Source organism: Kribbella endophytica (assembly GCF_054781295.1).
Genome location: NZ_BAAGUR010000007.1, coordinates 241,821 through 259,762 on the forward strand (window position 1 = coordinate 241,821; position 17,942 = coordinate 259,762).

At 69.5% G+C, this 17,942-nt stretch carries 15 protein-coding genes; 5 read left to right on the forward strand and 10 right to left on the reverse strand.

The genetic code is table 11. The annotated features are described in order from the left end of the window. Positions 1-32: 32 nt before the first annotated feature. Together ACYVIO_RS40930 and ACYVIO_RS40935 are read left to right on the forward strand one after the other, a co-directional pair. Positions 33-2,981: a ribonucleoside-diphosphate reductase subunit alpha gene (locus ACYVIO_RS40930; protein ID WP_460656401.1), complete on the forward strand. Its 2,949-nt coding sequence runs from the start codon at positions 33-35 to the stop codon at positions 2,979-2,981. Beyond that, entirely contained in the window at positions 2,978-4,039 is a 1,062-nt protein-coding gene (locus ACYVIO_RS40935; protein WP_460656402.1) for a ribonucleotide-diphosphate reductase subunit beta, read from the forward strand. The genes ACYVIO_RS40930 and ACYVIO_RS40935 overlap by 4 nt, the downstream gene beginning before the upstream one ends. A gap of 139 nt (positions 4,040-4,178) precedes the next feature. Here the strand turns inward: ACYVIO_RS40935 and ACYVIO_RS40940 are convergent, their stop codons facing one another. The 8 genes from ACYVIO_RS40940 to ACYVIO_RS40975 form a co-directional block, all read right to left on the reverse strand. Then, complete coding sequence (locus ACYVIO_RS40940; protein WP_460656403.1) at positions 4,179-4,847, reverse strand: HAD family hydrolase; 669 nt, start codon at positions 4,845-4,847, stop codon at positions 4,179-4,181. Positions 4,848-5,808: 961 nt separating this feature from the next. After that, positions 5,809-6,390 (reverse strand): isochorismatase family protein, encoded by a 582-nt coding sequence (locus ACYVIO_RS40945; protein WP_460656404.1) that lies wholly within the window; start codon positions 6,388-6,390, stop codon positions 5,809-5,811. Between the two features lie 13 nt (positions 6,391-6,403). Further along, complete coding sequence (locus ACYVIO_RS40950; protein WP_460656405.1) at positions 6,404-7,735, reverse strand: MFS transporter; 1,332 nt, start codon at positions 7,733-7,735, stop codon at positions 6,404-6,406. Between the two features lie 20 nt (positions 7,736-7,755). Beyond that, positions 7,756-8,190, reverse strand: a complete 435-nt coding sequence (locus ACYVIO_RS40955; RefSeq protein ID WP_460656406.1) for a MarR family winged helix-turn-helix transcriptional regulator — start codon at positions 8,188-8,190, stop codon at positions 7,756-7,758. Positions 8,191-8,349: 159 nt separating this feature from the next. Next, positions 8,350-9,519 carry an ROK family protein gene (locus tag ACYVIO_RS40960; RefSeq protein WP_460656407.1) on the reverse strand — a complete coding sequence of 390 codons (1,170 nt, stop codon included), beginning with the start codon at positions 9,517-9,519 and terminating at the stop codon, positions 8,350-8,352. Continuing rightward, positions 9,500-10,366, reverse strand: coding sequence for a carbohydrate ABC transporter permease (locus ACYVIO_RS40965; protein WP_460656408.1), 867 nt, complete (start codon positions 10,364-10,366; stop codon positions 9,500-9,502). The genes ACYVIO_RS40960 and ACYVIO_RS40965 overlap by 20 nt, the downstream gene beginning before the upstream one ends. Beyond that, a complete protein-coding gene (locus ACYVIO_RS40970) occupies positions 10,363-11,352 on the reverse strand; it encodes a carbohydrate ABC transporter permease (RefSeq protein ID WP_460656409.1) in 990 nt (329 codons plus the stop codon). Before ACYVIO_RS40970 ends, ACYVIO_RS40965 begins: the two co-directional genes overlap by 4 nt. A gap of 7 nt (positions 11,353-11,359) precedes the next feature. Continuing rightward, entirely contained in the window at positions 11,360-12,739 is a 1,380-nt protein-coding gene (locus ACYVIO_RS40975; RefSeq protein WP_460656410.1) for an ABC transporter substrate-binding protein, read from the reverse strand. Positions 12,740-12,824: 85 nt separating this feature from the next. Between ACYVIO_RS40975 and ACYVIO_RS40980 the strand changes: the two genes are divergently transcribed. The 3 genes from ACYVIO_RS40980 to ACYVIO_RS40990 are packed head-to-tail and all read left to right on the forward strand — an operon-like array spanning position 12,825 to position 16,071. Next, positions 12,825-13,964: a zinc-binding dehydrogenase gene (locus ACYVIO_RS40980; RefSeq protein WP_460656411.1), complete on the forward strand. Its 1,140-nt coding sequence runs from the start codon at positions 12,825-12,827 to the stop codon at positions 13,962-13,964. Next, complete coding sequence (locus tag ACYVIO_RS40985; protein WP_460656412.1) at positions 13,964-14,758, forward strand: sugar phosphate isomerase/epimerase family protein; 795 nt, start codon at positions 13,964-13,966, stop codon at positions 14,756-14,758. Before ACYVIO_RS40980 ends, ACYVIO_RS40985 begins: the two co-directional genes overlap by 1 nt. Next, the gene (locus tag ACYVIO_RS40990; protein WP_460656413.1) at positions 14,755-16,071 is read left to right on the forward strand and encodes an MGH1-like glycoside hydrolase domain-containing protein; all 1,317 of its coding nucleotides are present in this window, start codon (positions 14,755-14,757) and stop codon (positions 16,069-16,071) included. Before ACYVIO_RS40985 ends, ACYVIO_RS40990 begins: the two co-directional genes overlap by 4 nt. Here ACYVIO_RS40990 and ACYVIO_RS40995 read toward each other — a convergent pair. Both ACYVIO_RS40995 and cimA read right to left on the reverse strand, forming a co-directional pair. Then, positions 16,058-16,348, reverse strand: coding sequence for a hypothetical protein (locus ACYVIO_RS40995; RefSeq protein WP_460656414.1), 291 nt, complete (start codon positions 16,346-16,348; stop codon positions 16,058-16,060). The two genes, ACYVIO_RS40990 and ACYVIO_RS40995, sit on opposite strands and share 14 nt — an antisense overlap. Beyond that, positions 16,345-17,934, reverse strand: coding sequence for a citramalate synthase (gene cimA, locus ACYVIO_RS41000; RefSeq protein ID WP_460656415.1), 1,590 nt, complete (start codon positions 17,932-17,934; stop codon positions 16,345-16,347). Before cimA ends, ACYVIO_RS40995 begins: the two co-directional genes overlap by 4 nt. Between the last annotated feature and the right edge of the window lie 8 nt (positions 17,935-17,942).

Genomic DNA, 17,942 nt, shown 5'->3' on the forward strand with positions numbered 1-17,942 from the left:
GGTCCCCCGGAACTCGCGTGGAGAGAGCGCCTGTGACCATCGTTTCGTCTTCGTCGCCGACCGCATCGGGCACCCTGCCCGACGCGCAGGCCGCGTCCCAGCTGACCGTCGTCCGCCGCGACGGCACCAGCACCGCATTCGACCCGACCAAGATCGCGGTCGCGGTGAGCAAGGCCTTCCTGGCCGTCGAGGGTGCCGAGGCCGGCACCAGCCACCGGGTCCGTGACCTGGTCACCGACCTGACCGCCCGCGTCGTCACGGCCCTGACCAGCCGCGGCGACTCGCGGCGCAGCGTCCAGGTCGAGGACATCCAGGACCAGGTCGAGCTGGCCCTGATGCGCGCGGGAGAGCATCAGGTCGCCCGCGCCTACGTCCTGTACCGCGAAGAGCGCACCAAGGCCCGGACGCCGGCCGACGCGGCCGGGGTCACCGAGGCGCCGGCCGTCACTGTCCGTGCTGCCGACGGAAACACAGCGCCACTGGACGTCGCCCGGCTCCGGCTCGTCATCGCCGAGGCGGCCGCCGGCCTGGACGCCGTCGACCCCGAGCAGATCCTCGACGAGACGCTCGGCTCCTGCTACGACGGCATCGCCCAGCACGAGGTCGAGCTCGCCCTGGTGATGGCCGCCCGGTCGTACGTCGAGACCGAGCCGCAGTACAGCCAGGCCGCCGCGCGCCTGCTGCTCGACCAGATCCGCCGCGAGACGCTCGGCCGCGTGCACGGCGAGCCCCGGCAGGCGACCCAGGCCGACATGAGCACGGCGTACGCCGAGTACTTCCCGCGCTACGTCAGCACCGGGATCGAGGCCGGTCTGCTCGACCCCGAGCTGGCCACCTTCGACCTCCCCCGGCTCGCCGCGGCGATCAAGCCCGAGCGCGACCTGGACTTCGCGTTCCTCGGCCTGCAGACCCTCTACGACCGGTACCTGCTGCACATCGACAAGATCCGGTTCGAGCTGCCGCAGGCGTTCTACCTGCGCGTCGCGATGGGCATGGCGCTCAAGGAGGACGACCGGGAGACGCGGGCGCTGGAGTTCTACGAGCTGCTCAGCTCGTTCCGCTTCATGTCCTCGACGCCGACGCTGTTCAACTCCGGCACCACCCGGCCGCAGCTGTCGTCGTGCTTCCTGACCACGGTCGACGACGACCTGTCCGGCATCTTCGCCGGCATCCGCAACAACGCCCTCCTGGCCAAGTACTCCGGTGGCCTCGGCAACGACTGGACCCCGGTCCGCGGCATCGGCGCCAAGATCCGCGGGACCAACGGCGAGTCGCAGGGCGTCGTACCGTTCCTGAAGATCGCCAACGACACCGCGGTCGCGGTCAACCAGGGCGGCAAGCGCAAGGGCGCGGTCTGCGCCTACCTCGAGACCTGGCACATGGACATCGAGGAGTTCCTCGACCTGCGCAAGAACACCGGTGACGAGCGCCGCCGCACCCACGACATGAACACGGCGAACTGGGTGCCCGACCTGTTCCTGCAGCGGGTCGAGGCCGGCGGCGACTGGACGCTGTTCTCGCCCGACGAGGTCCCGGACCTGCACGACCTGTACGGCGCGGCCTTCGCGACGGCGTACGAGAACTACGAGGCGGCCGCCGATCGCGGCGAGATCCGGGTGTTCCGCCGGGTCAAGGCCGTCGACCTGTGGCGCCGGATGCTGACCGTGCTGTTCGAGACCGGTCACCCGTGGATCACCTTCAAGGACGCCTGCAACCTGCGCTCCCCACAGCAGCACGACGGCGTGGTGCACTCCTCCAACCTGTGCACCGAGATCACGCTGAACACCACCGTCGACGAGACCGCAGTCTGCAACCTCGGCTCGGTCAACCTGGTCGCCCACCTGACCGAGAGCGGTCTGGACGCGGAACTGCTGCGCGACACCGTGAAGACCGCGGTCCGGATGCTCGACAACGTGATCGACGTGAACTTCTACACCACGCCGGAGTCGGAGCGCGCGAACCAGCGGCACCGCCCGGTCGGCCTCGGCCTGATGGGCTTCGCCGACGCGCTGTTCGCGCTGCGCATCCCGTACTCGTCCGACGCGGCCGTCGAGTTCGCCGACGTCTCGATGGAGGCGATCAGCTACCACGCGATCGCGGCGTCGACCGAGCTCGCCGCCGAGCGCGGGACGTACCAGACGTACGACGGATCGCTGTGGAGCCAGGGCGTGCTGCCGATCGACTCGCTCGAGCTGCTGCGTTCGGCGCGCGAGGGCGACGTCCAGCTGGACACCGGCCGGACGCTCGACTGGGAGGCGCTGCGCGCGAAGGTGTTGAAGGACGGCATGCGCAACTCCAACGTGCTGGCGATCGCGCCGACCGCGACGATCTCCAACATCTGTGGGGTCAGCCAATCGATCGAGCCGACGTACAGCAACCTGTTCGTGAAGTCGAACATGTCCGGTGAGTTCACCGTCGCGAACCCGTACCTGGTCGCCGACCTGAAGGCGCGCGGGCTGTGGGACCAGGTGATGGTCTCGGACCTGAAGTACCACGACGGTGTGCTGAGCCGGATCGAGCGGATCCCGGCCGACCTGCGCGAGCTGTACGCGACCGCGTTCGAGATCGAGCCGCTCTGGCTGATCAAGGCGGCGTCGCGGCGGCAGAAGTGGATCGACCAGGCGCAGTCGCTGAACCTCTACATGTCGGCCCCGTCCGGCAAGGCGCTCGACGAGCTGTACCGCTCGGCCTGGCGGTACGGACTGAAGACGACGTACTACCTGCGTTCCCAGTCGGCGACGCACGTCGAGAAGTCGACTCTGAAGGGGACGGACGGTCGACTCAACGCCGTACCGGTCGCCCCGGCCGCAGCTCCGGCACCGGCCGCTCCCGCGGCGGTTCCGGGTCCGGTGGCCTCTCCGGTCGCCGCCGTACCGGCCACTCCCCCGCCGGCGGTGCCGGTCGTCCCGATGGACGACACGTTGCTCCCGGCTCCTGCTCTGTGCAAGATCGACGACCCTGACTGCGAGGCCTGCCAGTGACCACCACCTCCACCGGACTCGGTGAGATCACCGTCGGCGCCGGCCGTGTCGAGGTCGCCGACAAGGCGATGATCAACGCGCGCGCCGACGTCAACCAGCTGCTCCCGCTGAAGTACCAGTGGGCCTGGGACAAGTACCTTGCCGCCTGCAACAACCACTGGATGCCGACCGAGGTCTCCATGCAGGCCGACATCGCGCTGTGGAAGTCGAAGGACGGCCTCACCGAGGACGAGCGCCTGATGCTCAAGCGCAACCTCGGCTTCTTCGCCACCGCGGAGTCCCTGGTCGCGAACAACATCGTGCTCGCGGTCTACCGTCAGCTGACCAACCCCGAGTGCCGGCAGTACCTGCTGCGCCAGGCGTTCGAGGAGGCCGTGCACACGCACACCTTCCAGTACATCTGCACCTCGCTCGGGCTGGACGAGGGCGAGCTGTTCAACATGTACCGCGAGGTCCCGTCGATCTCCGACAAGGACGCCTGGGCGCTGAAGTACACCCGGCACCTGGAGGACGGCAACTTCCGGACCGGTACGCCGGAGGCCGACACCGACTTCCTGCGCGACCTGATCGCGTTCTACGTGGTCTTCGAGGGCATGTGGTTCTACACCGGGTTCGCGCAGATCCTGTCGCTCGGCCGGCGCAACAAGATGGTCGGCATCGCCGAGCAGTACCAGTACATCCTGCGCGACGAGTCGATCCACCTGAACTTCGGCATCGACTGCATCAACCAGATCAAGCTGGAGAACCCGCACCTGTGGACGGCCGAGTTCCAGGCCGAGGTCCGCCAGATGCTCACCGAGGCCTGCGAGCTAGAGGTCGCCTACGGCCGCGCCACCATGCCCAACGGCATGCTCGGCCTGACCGCCGACCTGTGCGAGCAGTACATGCACTTCGTCACCGACCGCCGCGCCGAACAGATCGGCCTCCAGCCCATCTTCGGCGAGTCCCGCAACCCCTTCGGCTGGATGTCCGAGGTCATGGACCTCAAGAAGGAAAAGAACTTCTTCGAAACCCGAGTCATCGAGTACCAGTCAGCCTCAGGCCTCACCTGGGACTGAACAGAGGGCATCTCCGCCACGGAGCGGCGATGCCTCACCCATCGGCCGTCGTACCTGACCCGGAACTGACCGGCGCGATTGGAAGGCCGCCTTACCCTCAGCCGGGACTGACCGGCGCGGATGGGCGGCCGTCGCACTCTCAGCCGGGATTAACCGGCGCGAACGGGAGGCCGTCGTAGGCCTCCCGGAGCGCGGACAGTGTCTCGTGCACCTGGACGGCGCCGGCGGACAGCAGTTCGCCGGCGCCGGTTCCGCCGGTGCGGAGCGCGACGCACGGCAGACCGATCCGCGCCGCCGCCTCGCAGTCCCACACAGAGTCCCCGATCATGACTGCCCGCCCGTCGTCGTACCCGTCGAGCGCGACCTCGAGCAGCTCCGGATCAGGCTTGGTACCCGACGCGTCGTCACCACTGACCCACCGGTCGCCGCCCAACGCGTCGAACTCCAGCAGCTTCACGTAGTGCTCGATGTGTTCACGCGCTCCGGAGCTCGCCAGCACCACCCGCCAGCCACGTTCCTTCGCCGCGGCCAGCGCATCATGCGCCCCCTCGAACAGCCGCACCTCGTGCAGCATCGGGTCGAACTCCTGCTTCCACGCATCCCGTACGTCGTCCCCGTGACGGTCCTCAATGTCGTCCCCCGCCACAGCAGCCACCAGCCGATCGCCACCCATCCCGATCGCCCGATGAATCCGCCAAACCGGGACCGTCACATCGAACCGCCGAAACGCACGGAACCACGCCACCGCATGGTGGTAGTTGGTGTCGACCAAAGTCCCGTCGATGTCGAACAAAACCGTGTCGCTCATCGCCCACCGGTACCCCACCAACCACCACGCACACCGCCCAGCCGAACCCCACCGAACAAGGCAGCCGCGGGCGTCCGGCCGCACGAGGTGCCAGCGGGTGGCCGGGTCCGTGCGGGGCGCGGGCGCGGGCGTCGGGCGCGGGCGTCGGGCGCGGGCAGCCGGGTCCGTGCGGGCGTCGGGCGCAGGTGGAGGTGGCAGGCGGGGCGTCGGGCGCGGGCAGCCGGGAGCGTGCGGGCGTCGGGCGCAGGTGGAGGTGGCAGGCGGGGCGTCGGGCGCGGGCAGCCGGGAGCGTGCGGGCGTCGGGCGCAGGTGGCCGGGTGTGCGCAGATCGCGCGCGCGGGTGCCGGGTGCGGGTGGCGGGCGCGGGCGCCGGTGGCCGGGAGCGCGTGCGGGTGCGGGTGGCCGGGTGTGGATGCGGGCGGCCGGGTGCGTGCGGACGTCGGGTGCCAGTGCGGGTGCGGGTGGCCGGGTGGGTGCAGATGGCGGGCGGGTGGCGGGTGGCGGGTGGGTGCGGGTGCGGGTGGCCGGGTGTGTGCAGGTGGCGGGCCCGGGAGCGTGCGGGCGTCGGGCGCAGGTGGCCGGGTGTGTGCAGATGGTGGGCGCGGGTGCCGAGTGCGGGTGGCCGGGAGCGTGCGGGCGTCGGGCGCGGGTGCGAGTGCGGGTGCGGGTGGCCGGGTGGCCGGGTGTGTGCAAATGGCGGGCGCGGGTGGCGGGTGCGGGTGGGTGTGGATGCGGGCGGCCGGGTGCGTGCGGGCGTCGGGCGCGGGTGCGGGTGGCCGGGTGTGGGTGGCCGGGTGTGTGCAGGTGGCGGGTGCGGGTGGCCGGGAGCGTGCGGATGCGGATGGCCGGGCGTGTGCGGGTGGCGAGCTGGCGTCGGGTCGTCGGCTGACATGTCGTGCGGGTGGCCGGGCTGCGGGGGCCGGGGGCGCCTGCAGGGGTGCGGGTGGCCGGGTGCAAGTGGCTACGGTTGGGTTTTCTCAAGTAGTTGGAGGACCTCGGCTGTCGTGCCCGACTCGCCCAGGCGCGGGAAGATTGTCTGGAGGGTGAAGGCGTGGCCTTCCGCGGACAGGTCCGACATGGCGTCCGTGGCCAGGGTGACGTTGTAGCCGTGGGCGTAGGCCTCGCGGGCGGTGGTGTCTACGCCGATGCTGGTGGCGATGCCGGTGAGGACGATCTGCGTGATGCCTCGGCGGCGGAGGTGGAGGTCGAGGTCGGTGCCGTAGAAGCCGCCCCAGTTGCGTTTGGTGACGACGATGTCTTCGGCGTGGCCGGCCAGGGCGGGGACGATCTCGGAACCATCAGGCACGGGGGTCCCGCCGGAAGGACGTTGGTATTCAGTGCGCCCTGGCATCGAGTCGGCAGGAGTCGCACGGACGCGGACCAGGATGACCGGCAACGACCGAGCACGGAAAGCGTCGGCCAGTTCGGTGGTGCGGGTGATGACGTCGGCGGCGGAGTGCGGCGCGACGGGGAGGGCGGCGACGGCGTTCTGGAGGTCGATGACGACCAGGGCGGTGCGTTCGTCGAGCGTGGTGAGAGCCACAGGGAAGAGCCTTTCACTTGATTCGGTTGAGCGAGCGGTCCAGCACAGTGAGGGCGAACAGCAGTACGCCGACGCCGAGCAGGAACCAGGACAGTTCGTGCAGACCGGAAGTGGTCGCACCGTCGGAGAAGAACGACGCATTGGCCGCGGCGGCGGTCAGCGCGCCGAGGTAGGTACACGTGCGCAGCAGACCGGCGGACGACCCCATCCGCGCGGGATCCGCCTGGTGGTAGAGCGCGTTCTGGTTGGCCAGCCCGTTGAGCCCCTGCGGGAACCCGGCCAGTACGCCGAGCCCGACCAGCAACCACAACGGACTCCAGCCACCGGCGAGGTGAAGCGCGCCACAGGCAACGAGCAGAAGGATGCTTCCAGCAACCAACTTCCCCCGCACCGCCGCCCGCCGGCCGGTGATCGCCGTGATCGCGACCGCGGCCAGCGACATCGGCAGCAGCACCAGCCCCGCCGTCGGCGCGCTCAGCGAGCGTCCCTCCTCCAGCCACTGCGTGAAGCCGTAGAGGAACGAGTACGACACCACGAACGTGCAGATCTGTCGTCCGTACGTCGCCAGCAGCGGCCCGTTCCCGCCGAGCACTCGCAGATCGATGAACGGATCGGCGGCCCGCAGCTCCCGCCAGGTGAACCCGATGCCGAAGACAACCGCCACTCCGATCAGCACGACGGTGGACCAGCTCGGCTTCATCAGGAAGACCATGAAGCTGACCAGCATCGCCGCGAACAGGAAGATCCCGGCGAGATCCAGCTTGCCCTCACCGGAACGCCCCGTTGAGCGAGGCAACCAGATGAAGCCCAGCACCACGCACGCCAACGACAGCGGCACGTTCACCGTGAAGATCAGGTGCCACCCACCGACCCCGATCAGCAACCCACCCAGCGTCGGCCCGATCACCGCGATCACCTGGTTGGCGATCGACAACGCACTCAGCACGCCGGTCGGGCTGGCCATCCCGGTCCGGTCGGCCTCGCTGCGGATCAGCGACATCGACGCCGGGTACGCCGCCGACGTCCCGAAGCCGAGCAGCACTCGCGACGCGATCAGTACGCCGAGCGTCGGCGCCAGCGCGCCGAGCAGACCGGCGACGCCGACAAGCGCCGTACCGATCAGGTACAGGGGACGCGGTCCGTAGCGGTCGACCAGCCGGCCCATCACCGGTTGCCCGACCGCGGTCGCCAGGTACAACCCGGTCACCAGCCAAGCCGTGTCAGCCGGTCCAACCCCAAAGGCAGCGCCGATCGGAATCAGCGCAACCGCCAGCATCGACGAGTTGATCGGATTGAGAATCGACCCGAGCATCATCGGCGCAATCAAGGTCTGACGGAATCGCATCGGTGCCTCTACAACAGAGCTCACCCCTGCGTCACCTCGTCCAGCAGCGCGAGCGCCCTGATCAAGTCCCGCCGCTGATCCTCGCTCAACCGCTCCTCCAGCACGGAAGCCAACCACTCCTGCCGCACCTGACGCCCACCCTGCAAATGCTCAACCCCAGCACCCGACAACGACAGCACCTGCCGCCGCTTGTCCAACGGATCGGGGCTCCGCGCAACCAACCCGAGCTCCAGCAGTACGCCGACCGTCGCCGCCATCGACTGCGGCCGGACCCGCTCGGCCGTCGCCAGCGCGCTCGCCGTCGCCGGGCCGTCCTTGTCCAACCGGCTCAGCACCGACGACTGCGACGGGGTCAGATCCTCGGCCGCGGCCAACTCCCGCAGCCGCCGGCGCACCCGCCCGAGCACCACCCGCACATCGCTCGCCGCCTGCACGGCGGACTCCGAGATCTCCACCCCTCCACCATAAACCGTCAGTCCAAACTGATCAGTCCAGCCTGCCTAAACCCTCGCAGGCAGACGCCCACCGAAGGCCGATCGGCGAGGTCCAGGTCGCCGACGGCAACGGCGGGCCGGTCACCGCGGCCGTCCGCAGCGCGCTGCTCGACTCCAGCCTCAGCTCAGCCGGGCGTCGATCGCCGCCGGCGAGTACACCTCGTTGACCACCAACCGCGCCATCCCGTCCAACGCGGCATGGTCGGCCAACTGCCCGGTCGCCACCGTCAGATGCCGAGTCGCCCGCGGCAACGTCGACTGGTACAGCACCTCGTGCACCCCGGCCACGAAATCCGTGTGCGCCAGATCCCCCGCGATCATCAGCACCCCGGGATTGATCACGCTCACGACGGTCGCCAGCACCTCACCCACCCGCCGACCGGCCTCCCGCGCGAGCCGCAACGCGTCCGGCTGCCCCGACTGCAGCAATGCCCGTACGTCGGCGCCGGACCGCGCCGTGACACCAAGCTCGGTCAGCGCCGACGCGAGCGCTCCACCACTGGCCACCGCCGCCAGACACCCGAGCGACCCGCACTGACACTTCGCGTCGCCCGCGTCCCGAATGCGGATGTGTCCGATATCCCCAGCACCACCGTCGATCCCGCGAAACACGTTGTCCCCGATCACGACGCCCGCGCCGATCCCGGTCGACACCTTCACGAGCACGAACGCCGGCGAGTCCGGATACCCCGCGGACTGCTCGCCCAGCGCCATCGCGTTGGCGTCGTTGTCGACCAGCACCGGTACGTCGTACCGGCGGCGTAGATGATCGCGGATCGGGTACTCATCCCAGCCCGGCATGATCGGCGGCCGGATCACCAGCCCGGTGTCGAACTCGACCGGCCCGGGCACGGACAGCCCGATCCCGGCCAGCTCGTCAACCGAACGCCCGGCCTCGGCGAGCAACCCGTCGAACCAGTCCGACAAGGTGTCCAGCACGACTTCCGGGCCGTCGGCAATGACCAGCTCCCCCGAGTGCTCGGCCAGTACGCCGCCCGCGAGATCCATCACCGCGGCCCGCGCATGCCGAGTGTCCAGATCAGCAGCCAGTACGGCGGCGTGCTGCTCGTCGAATCGCAGCACGACAGGCGGCCGCCCGCCGGTCGACGCAGTCGATCCCGCCTCGACCAGCCAGCCGTTGCCCAGCAGCGGCTCGAGCCGCTGGCCGAGCGTCGAGCGCGACAGCCCGGACAGCTCCTGCAGCTCACCGCGGGTCCCGGCCTGGCCGGTCCGGACGAGGTGCAGCAGCCGTCCCGCGGACGTCGTCGCGTCAGCCCTTGTCTGCCCCACTCGTCAACCCTTCCGTCAGCAACCGTTCGGCGCCGTAGAACATCAGTACCACCGGCAGCGTCAGTACGACGGATCCTGCCATCAGTACGGTCTTCGGCACCTCCACGCCGTTCGCCAGCTGCTGCAGCCCGAGCGACACCGTCCAGTGGTCCGGCTCGGCCGCCAGGAACAGCAGCGCGAACAGGAACTCGTTCCACGCGATCATGAAAACGTACAGGGACGTCGCCATCACCGACGGCGCCGCCAGCGGCAGCACCACCTTGCGCAGGATCTGGAACCGGGACAGCCCGTCGATCGCGGCCGCCTCCTCGATGCTGACCGGCACGGTGCTGAAGTAGCTGCGCAGCATGTAGATCGCGACCGGCACGGTCTGCGCGATGTAGACGATGATCAGCCCGATCAGGCTGCCCTGCAGCCCGACCTTCGCGAACATCACGAACAGCGGGACCGCCAGCAGCGTCGCCGGGAACAGGTAGACGCCGAGGAACAGCGCGCTCACCTTGCGATGCCCGGTGAAGCGCAGCCGGCTCACGGCGTACGCGCCCGGGATCGCCACCAGCAGCGTGAGCAGCATCGCGCCGATCGAGACGATCGCGGAGTTGCGCAGCATCAGCGGGAAGCCCTGGCCGCCGTTCTCGACCGAGGTCAGCACCGACCGGTACGAGTCGAGGCTGAACTCCTTCGTGGACACCCAGATCCGGCCGGGGTCGAGCAGCAGCTCGTCGATCGGCTTCACCGACAGCAGCACCATGTAGTAGAAGGGGAACAGCGTGGCGATCACCAGCACGGCGATCACCACCCACCGCATGATCCCGAAGAAGCGGATCTGGAAACCGTCGCGGGTCATGCCTGGTCCTCCTGCATCTTGCGGCCGAAGAACTTGAAGTACAGCCCGAGCAGCACGATCAGTACGACGGCCAGCACGACCGCCTGCGCCGAGGCGAGCCCGACGTCGAACCGCGCGGTCAGGAACCGGTACACCCGGACCGCGACCACGTCCGTGCCCGCGCCACCACCGGTGAGCAAGTAGACGTCGTCGAACTTGTTGAACGTGAAGATGAACCGCAGTACCGACAGCAGCGCGATCACCGGCATCAGCTGCGGCAGCAGGATGAACCGGAACCGCTGCCACGGCGTGGTCCCGTCGACGACCGCCGCTTCCTCGAGCACCGGCGGAACCGCCTGCATCCGGGCGATCAGGAACAGGAACGCGAACGGGAAGTACCGCCAGGTCTCGAACGCGATCACCGTGAACAGCGCCATCGGGACCGGGACTCCGAGTACGTCGTACGAGCGCTGGGTCAGGAATGCGATCGGCCGGTCCCAGCCGAGCCACTCGACACCCCAGTGGTTCACGACGCCGAGGTCAGGGCTGAGCAGCACCTGCCAGACGAACGCGACAGCGACCACCGGAGCGACGTACGGGAGCAGCATCGCGCCGCGGATCAGGGCACGGCCGCGGAACGGCTTGCGCAGCGCGAGCGCCGCGATCAGGCCGACCACGATCGAGCCGAGCGTCGAGCCGACCGTGTAGACGACGGTGGTCCACAGCGACGACCAGAAGCCGGGCGAGCTGAAGACGCGTTCGACGTTGCGCAGGGTCCAGTGGCCCCACAGGCCTTGGCTCTGGATGTCGACCAGCCGGACGTTCTGGAACGCGAGCATCACCGTCCAGATGATCGGCAGGACGACGACGACCAGCACGATCACGAGCGTCGGCGAGACCAGCGTCAGGCCGGCCCGGTTCTCCTCGCGGCGGCGGGCGTTCTTCTGCTTGCGGCGTCGCGCCGCGGGCGGCTGAACAGCCGCGGGCTTTTCGGTCACGGTTGTCATCTCTGCCTCACCCGAGCGAGTCCTGGATCGCGGCGACGTCGGCGGTCGCCTGCTTCGCGGCTTCGTCGGCATCGACCTGCCCACTGGCCAGCGCACTGATTGCCTTCGGCACCGGAAGTTCGCCGAGGGTGGCGCCGACCAGCGCGCCCTGCCCCTCGGTGATGCCCCAGCGCTGCATCTTGCCGATCCCGTCGCGCAGCTCGGCGATCACCGGGGCCGGGTAGATCGCGGCCAGCGGCTTGCGGGTGTCGACGCCGATGTCGGCCTTGTCCCAGGCCTGGTCGAACTTGTCCGGGTCGGCCGTCGTACCGTGCCGGACCGGGAACTTGCCCTCGGCAGCCATCCCGAACCAGTCCTCGTAGCCCTGGTCGAGCATGTACTGCACCAGTTGCTGGGACGCGTCGGCCTTCGCCGTCTTCGTCACCGTCCAGCCGGTCACCTCGCCGAACTGCGCAGGCTCGGCGCCGTCCGGACCTTGGATCGCGGTCACCACACCGGTGTTGCGAGCGAGCCAGCCTTTGTCCTTCGCGCACGGCTCGCAGCTCGGCAGCGCGTCTTCGCGCAGACCGGCGAGCTCGTCGAGCAGGAACGACGACCAGACCACCATCGCCGACTTGCCCGCGAAGTACGACGCGCGCGTGGAGTCGACGGTCTGTGTCCCGGCCGCGGAGTACTTGGTTGCCAAGTCGCCGTAGAAGCGGAACGCTCCTTGGCACGGTGGGCTGTCGAGCGTGATCTTGCCTGCGGCATCGACCAGTTGGCAGTTGTTCGCCAGGCCGAAGTACTCGAAGCTCTGCTGGGTGAACGGATCGGCCGGGTCGGTGGCGATCGAGATGCCTTCGGTGCCGTCCTTGTTCAGCGTCTGCGCGGCCTTCTCGATCGCGTCGTACGACGTGGGCGCCGGCAGGCCGGCCGTGGCGAACAGGTCCTTGCGGTAGTAGAGCAACTGGGTCCAGCTGTCCGACGGTACGGCGAGCTGCTGGTCGCCGTTGCGGGTCAGGTCGAGCGCTCGCTGATCGAAGGTCTTCGGGCCGAGCGCATTGACCACTTTGCCCGCGGCGTCCGGGTTGAGCAGGCCGTTGCTGGACAGTTGCTGGATCGCGGCCAAGGGGACCGCGCCGATCACGTCGGGGAGCTTGCCGGCGGCGGCCGCGGACATCACCAGTTGGCTCAGCTGCGGCTCGTCGACCCCGACGAGCTTCACCTTGATGCCGGTCTCGGCGGTGAACTTCTCGAAGATCGCCCGGGTGGTCTCCAGCCGCCCGGACACGTTCTCGAGCGACCACACGGTGATGCTGCGCTCGTCCCCGGCGCTGGAATCGTTGCCGCAGGAACTGAGCAGCAGGAGCACCGTCGCGACGGAAAGCGCTCTGATGAAGCGTGACATCTATCCTCCAGGGGATGCTGACTTACGCATAACATCAGGACTATTGTATTTTGACAAGACCTAAGTCCGTAACGTTGGAGGTTCCGTGGCTCGCGTCGTGCAGTTCTCGTCTCCCCGAGTGGCCGAGGTCGTCGACTTCGACCCGCAGCCGCTTCCACCCGGTCACGTCCGGGTCCGTACGGCGTACTCCGGCATCTCGGCCGGCACCGAACTGACGGCGTACCGGGGCACGAATCCGTACCTGACCCGCACGTGGGACCCCGACGCCCGCATCTTCCGCGACGCCGAGGCGGGCGTCTCGTTCCCGGTCGTCGGCTGGGGCTACTCCGAGTCCGGCGAGGTCACCGAGGTAGCCCCCGACGTCTCCGACTTGTCGGTCGGCGACCAGGTCTGGGGCATCTGGGGCCACCGCAGCGAAGCAGTCCTCCCCGCCGAGAAACTCGCCGGCCACCAGCTCCCGGCAGGCGTCTCCCTCGCGGCGGCCTCCTTCACCCGAGTAGGAGCCATCGCCTACAACGCCATCCTCTCGGCCCGCATCACTCTCGGCGACGTCGTAGCCATCTACGGCCAGGGCGTCATCGGCCTCCTCGCCACCCGCCTGGCCACCCTCTCCGGCGCTCAGGTGCTCACCGTCGACGGCATCGAGTCGCGCCGCCAGGAGTCGCTGAAGTACGGCGCCCTGGCGGCCTTCGCCCCCGGCGGCGCCGCAGAGCGGATCCGAGCGATCAGCACGGGAGCCGACGCGAGCGCCGCAGGCGCGAGCGGGGCGGCCGCCGGAACGGCAGGCCTCCGGGGCGACTCCGCCCTCCTCCCCTCCCGCGCCGCCGCCGGCGCCGCAGGCGTCGGCGGCGGCGCGGACACGGCGATCGAACTGTCGGGCGTGTATCCCGCTCTGCAAGAGGCGATCAGGTCCGTCGGGGTCGGTGGGCGGGTTGTTGCCTCTGGCTTCTACCAGGGCGAAGGCAACGGGCTCCGGCTCGGTGAGGAGTTTCATCACAACCGGGTCGAGATCATCAGCTCGCAGATCGGTGGGGTGCCGGCGGAGCTGGCCGGGCGGTGGTCGGTGGATCGCCTGCAGCGTGGCTTCCTGGAGCTGGTCGGCCGCGGCGCCGTGGATCCCGAGCCCTTGATCACCCATCGCGTCCCGGTGGAAGACGCCGCCGACGCCTACGTCCTGCTCGACACGCGTCCCGGTGACGCCCTGCAAGTAGTACTGGAGTTCTGATGAAGATCGCATGCCAGGAGCAACTGTTGCCGGGGGCGACGTTGCAGGAGAAGTGGGAGTTCGCCACCGCCGCCGGGTACGACGGCATCGAGCTGCGGGGCAAGGGCGACCTCAGCTTCCGCGACCGCCTGCCCGAACTGCACAAAGCCAAGGCCGACGGCGTCGTCATGCCGACCGTCTGTGTCGACATGCTGCACTTCTTCGGCGCCTTCGACCCTGAGCAGCGCGCCGACGCGATCGTCCAGATGAAGGTCGAGCTGTCGGTGATCGCCGAGCTCGGCGGACTCGGCGCGCAGACGCCGGCGTCGTACGGGATGTTCTCCCGCCGCCTCCCACCCTTCGAGCCGCCGCGCGACGAGGCCGGCGACCGCGAGGTCCTGCTCGACGGCCTCCGCGAACTCGGCGAGCACGCGGCACGCGAGGGCGTCGAGCTGTTCCTCGAACCACTGAACCGGTACGAGGACCACATGGTCAACCGCCTCGACCAGGCCGCCGAACTCATCCAGGCGGTCGGCCTCGACTCGGTCCGGATCGGCATCGACAGCTACCACATGAACATCGAGGAGACCGACCCGTCGGCCTCGATCGTTGCCCAGGCGCCGTACATCGGGCACGTCCAGCTCAGCGACTCCAACCGCTTCCAGCCCGGCGCCGGGCACCTCGACTGGGCCGCGTTCCTCGGCGCACTCGACGCCATCGGCTACGACCGCTACCTCGCCGTCGAGTGCCGCCTCACCGGCGACCCGATCGAGGCGGTCCGCTCGATCCCAGCCGTCGTCAGGCGGTACGTGTGACGACGCCCCCGACCCTCCGCCAAGCCGCCGAGCGGGTGCTCCTCGGCAACTGGACCGGCCACTCCACGGTCCCGTCCCGCTCTCTCTATCCCCACCAGTGGAGCTGGGACTCGGCCTTCGTCGCCATCGGCCTGCGCCACCTCTCGCCCCGCCGCGCCCAGGTCGAACTCGAGTCCCTCCTGGGCTCCCAGTGGTCCGACGGCCGGATCCCGCACATCAGCTTCTCCCCCGCCGTCGCCCGCGACGCCTACTTCCCGGGCCCCGACTTCTGGCAGGCCGCGACGACCGGCGGCGTCGAGACCTCGGGCATCATCCAGCCCCCGGTCCACGCGCTGGCCGCCTGGCTCACCCACCAGGCCGACGAGCAGGAGTCCGTACGCCGGGGCTTCCTGCCCCGCGTCTACCCCAAGCTCGTTGCCTGGCACACCTATCTCCGCATCCGCCGCGACCTCGGCGGCCGCGGGCTGGTCGCGATCGTCCACCCCTGGGAGTCCGGCATGGACAACAGCCCAGCCTGGGACGACGCCCTCGCACGAGTCAACCCTGCACCGCTCGACTCGTTCACCCGCCGCGACACCGACCACGCCAGCCCCACCGATCGACCCACCGACCTGGACTACGGCCGCTACGTCCAACTGGCCGCCACCTACCGCGACCACGCCTACGACGAAGCGACAACGCCCTTCGAGTTCGCCCTAGAAGACCCGGCGTTCAACGCCCTGCTGATCGCCTCCGAGCACGCCTTGGCAGACATCGCAGAAGCCGTTGGCCTGGATCCCGCCCACCACTTGAGGGCAGCCGAAGAGCTCACGCAGGCGCTAGGCGAACTCTTCGCCGACGGCCTGTTCCACGCCCGCGACCTCGCCACCTCCGCCGACCCAGCGGCGCAGAGCGCCGCTGGGTCGGCGGGTAGGGCGGGGGCGCCGGTGCCCGCCGGCACCATCTCCGGGCTGATCCCTCTGATCGTCCCCGGTCTCCCCCAAGCCGCCGAACTCCTCGCCACCGCCCGAGGAGACCGCTTCGGTCTAGGCCGCGTCCATCTCGTCCCGAGCTACGACCTCACCGGCCCCGCCTTCGAGCGCGAGCGCTACTGGCGCGGTCCGAGTTGGTTCAACACCGCCTGGCTGATCCATCGGGGGTTGACGGCGTTGGGCGAGCAGCACCAAGCCGACCAGCTGAGAGACGACGTAGTGAAGCTTGCCGAGAGCACCGACTTCGCCGAGTACGTCGACCCGTACGACGGCTCGCCACGCGGCGCCCAGACCTTCAGCTGGACCGCCGCGGTCGCTCTCGATCTGCTCAGCTGTACGTAACGTCCAGCACACCGATCACCTTGTCGAGCCGGGCCGCCACCCGCCCGGCGTCAAACCCGTTGCCTTCGACAACGATGTGCAGCTCGCACCGCTCCAGGCACAGGTTGATCGTGCGCACGTCGTACGGGTTGAGCAGGACGGCGATCCGCGCGAGCATGCCGCGCGTCTCGACGATCCGCGCGGTGAACACGGTCATCGGCCGCTCGACCGGCGCCTCGACAGCAGCCAGCGGGTGCAGCGGTACGCCGGCCGCCCGGCTCGGTGCAGTGACAGTCATCGCACGACCTCCTTGTGGCGCAGCAGACCGAAGGTGACCCCGTCGACGAGCGCCTCCCACGACGCCTCGACGATGTTGTGCCCGACGCCGACGGTCACCCACGACCCTTCGCCGTCACCGGTCTGGATGAGAACTCTGATCACAGCGTCCGTCCCGTGCCCCTGGTCGAGGATCCGCACCTTGTAGTCGACCAGGTCGAACTTGTTCACCACCGGGTACGCCCGCTCGATCGCCGCGCGCAGCGCGTGGTCCAGCGCGTTGACCGGCCCGTTCCCCTCACCGGTGACAACTTCACGCTCGCCCCCGGCGACCAGCTTCACCGTCGCCTCGGACACGGCCTCACTCTCGGCGCGCGACTCGGTGATCACTCGCCACGACTCGACGTCGAAGAAGCTCGCGCGCTCACCGGTGACCTCCTCGGTCAGCAGCAGCTCGAACGACGCGTCAGCCGCCTCGAACGTGTACCCGCGGGCCTCCATCTCCTTGACCCGCTCGGTCACCCGCCCGACCAGTTCCTTGTCGTTGCCGAGGTCGAAGCCGAGCTCGCGCCCCTTCAGCTCGATGCTCGCGCGCCCGGCCATCTCCGAGACCAGCATCCGCATGTCGTTGCCGACCAGCGCCGGATCCGTGTGCTGGTAGAGATCCGGGTCGACCTTGATCGCGCTGGCGTGCAGCCCGGCCTTGTGCGCGAACGCCGACAGCCCGACGTACGGCTGCCGCGCGGACGGCGGGACGTTGGTCACCTCGGCGATCGCGTGCGCGATCCGGAACGACTCGGCCAGCTTGCCCGGCGGGAGCAGCTCCATCCCGCGCTTGAGCTCGAGGTTGGCCACGACGGCCAAGAGGTCCGCGTTGCCGGTGCGTTCGCCGTACCCGTTGATCGTGCCCTGCACGTGCGTCGCCCCGGCCTCCACTGCCGCGATCGAGTTCGCCACCGCGCAGCCGCCGTCGTTGTGGGCGTGGATGCCGAGCCGCGCCCCCGTGGTCTCCAGCACCTCCCGTACGACGTCCTGCAGCTCCCGCGGCAGCGAGCCGCCGTTGGTGTCGCACAGCGCGACCACGTCGGCGCCGGCCTCCGCCGCGACCCGAACCACCTCGAGTGCGTACGCCTTGTTGGCCCGGTAACCGTCGAAGAAGTGCTCGGTGTCGAGGAACACCCGCTGCCCGTGCTCGCGCAGGTGCTTCACGGTGTCGGCGACCATCCGCAGGTTCTCGTCGAGCGTCGTGCGCAGCGCCCGCTCGACGTGCGCGTCGTGGCTCTTGGCAACGAGCGTGACGACGTCCGCGCCGGAGTCGCGCAGCGCGGCGACCTGCGGGTCGTCGGCCGCGACCGCGCCCGGCTTGCAGGTCGCGCCGAACGCGGCGAACGTCGCGTTCCGCAGGTGCAGCTCGGTCCGCGCCCGCGCGAAGAACTCGGTGTCCTTGGGGACCGCGCCCGGCCAGCCACCCTCGATGAATCCGACGCCCAAGTCGTCCAGGTGCTGCGCGATGGCGATCTTGTCGGCCACGGACAGCGCCAGACCCTCCTGCTGCGCGCCGTCGCGCAAGGTGGTGTCGTAGACGTGGAAACCGTCGGATCTGCTCACGGGGGTCG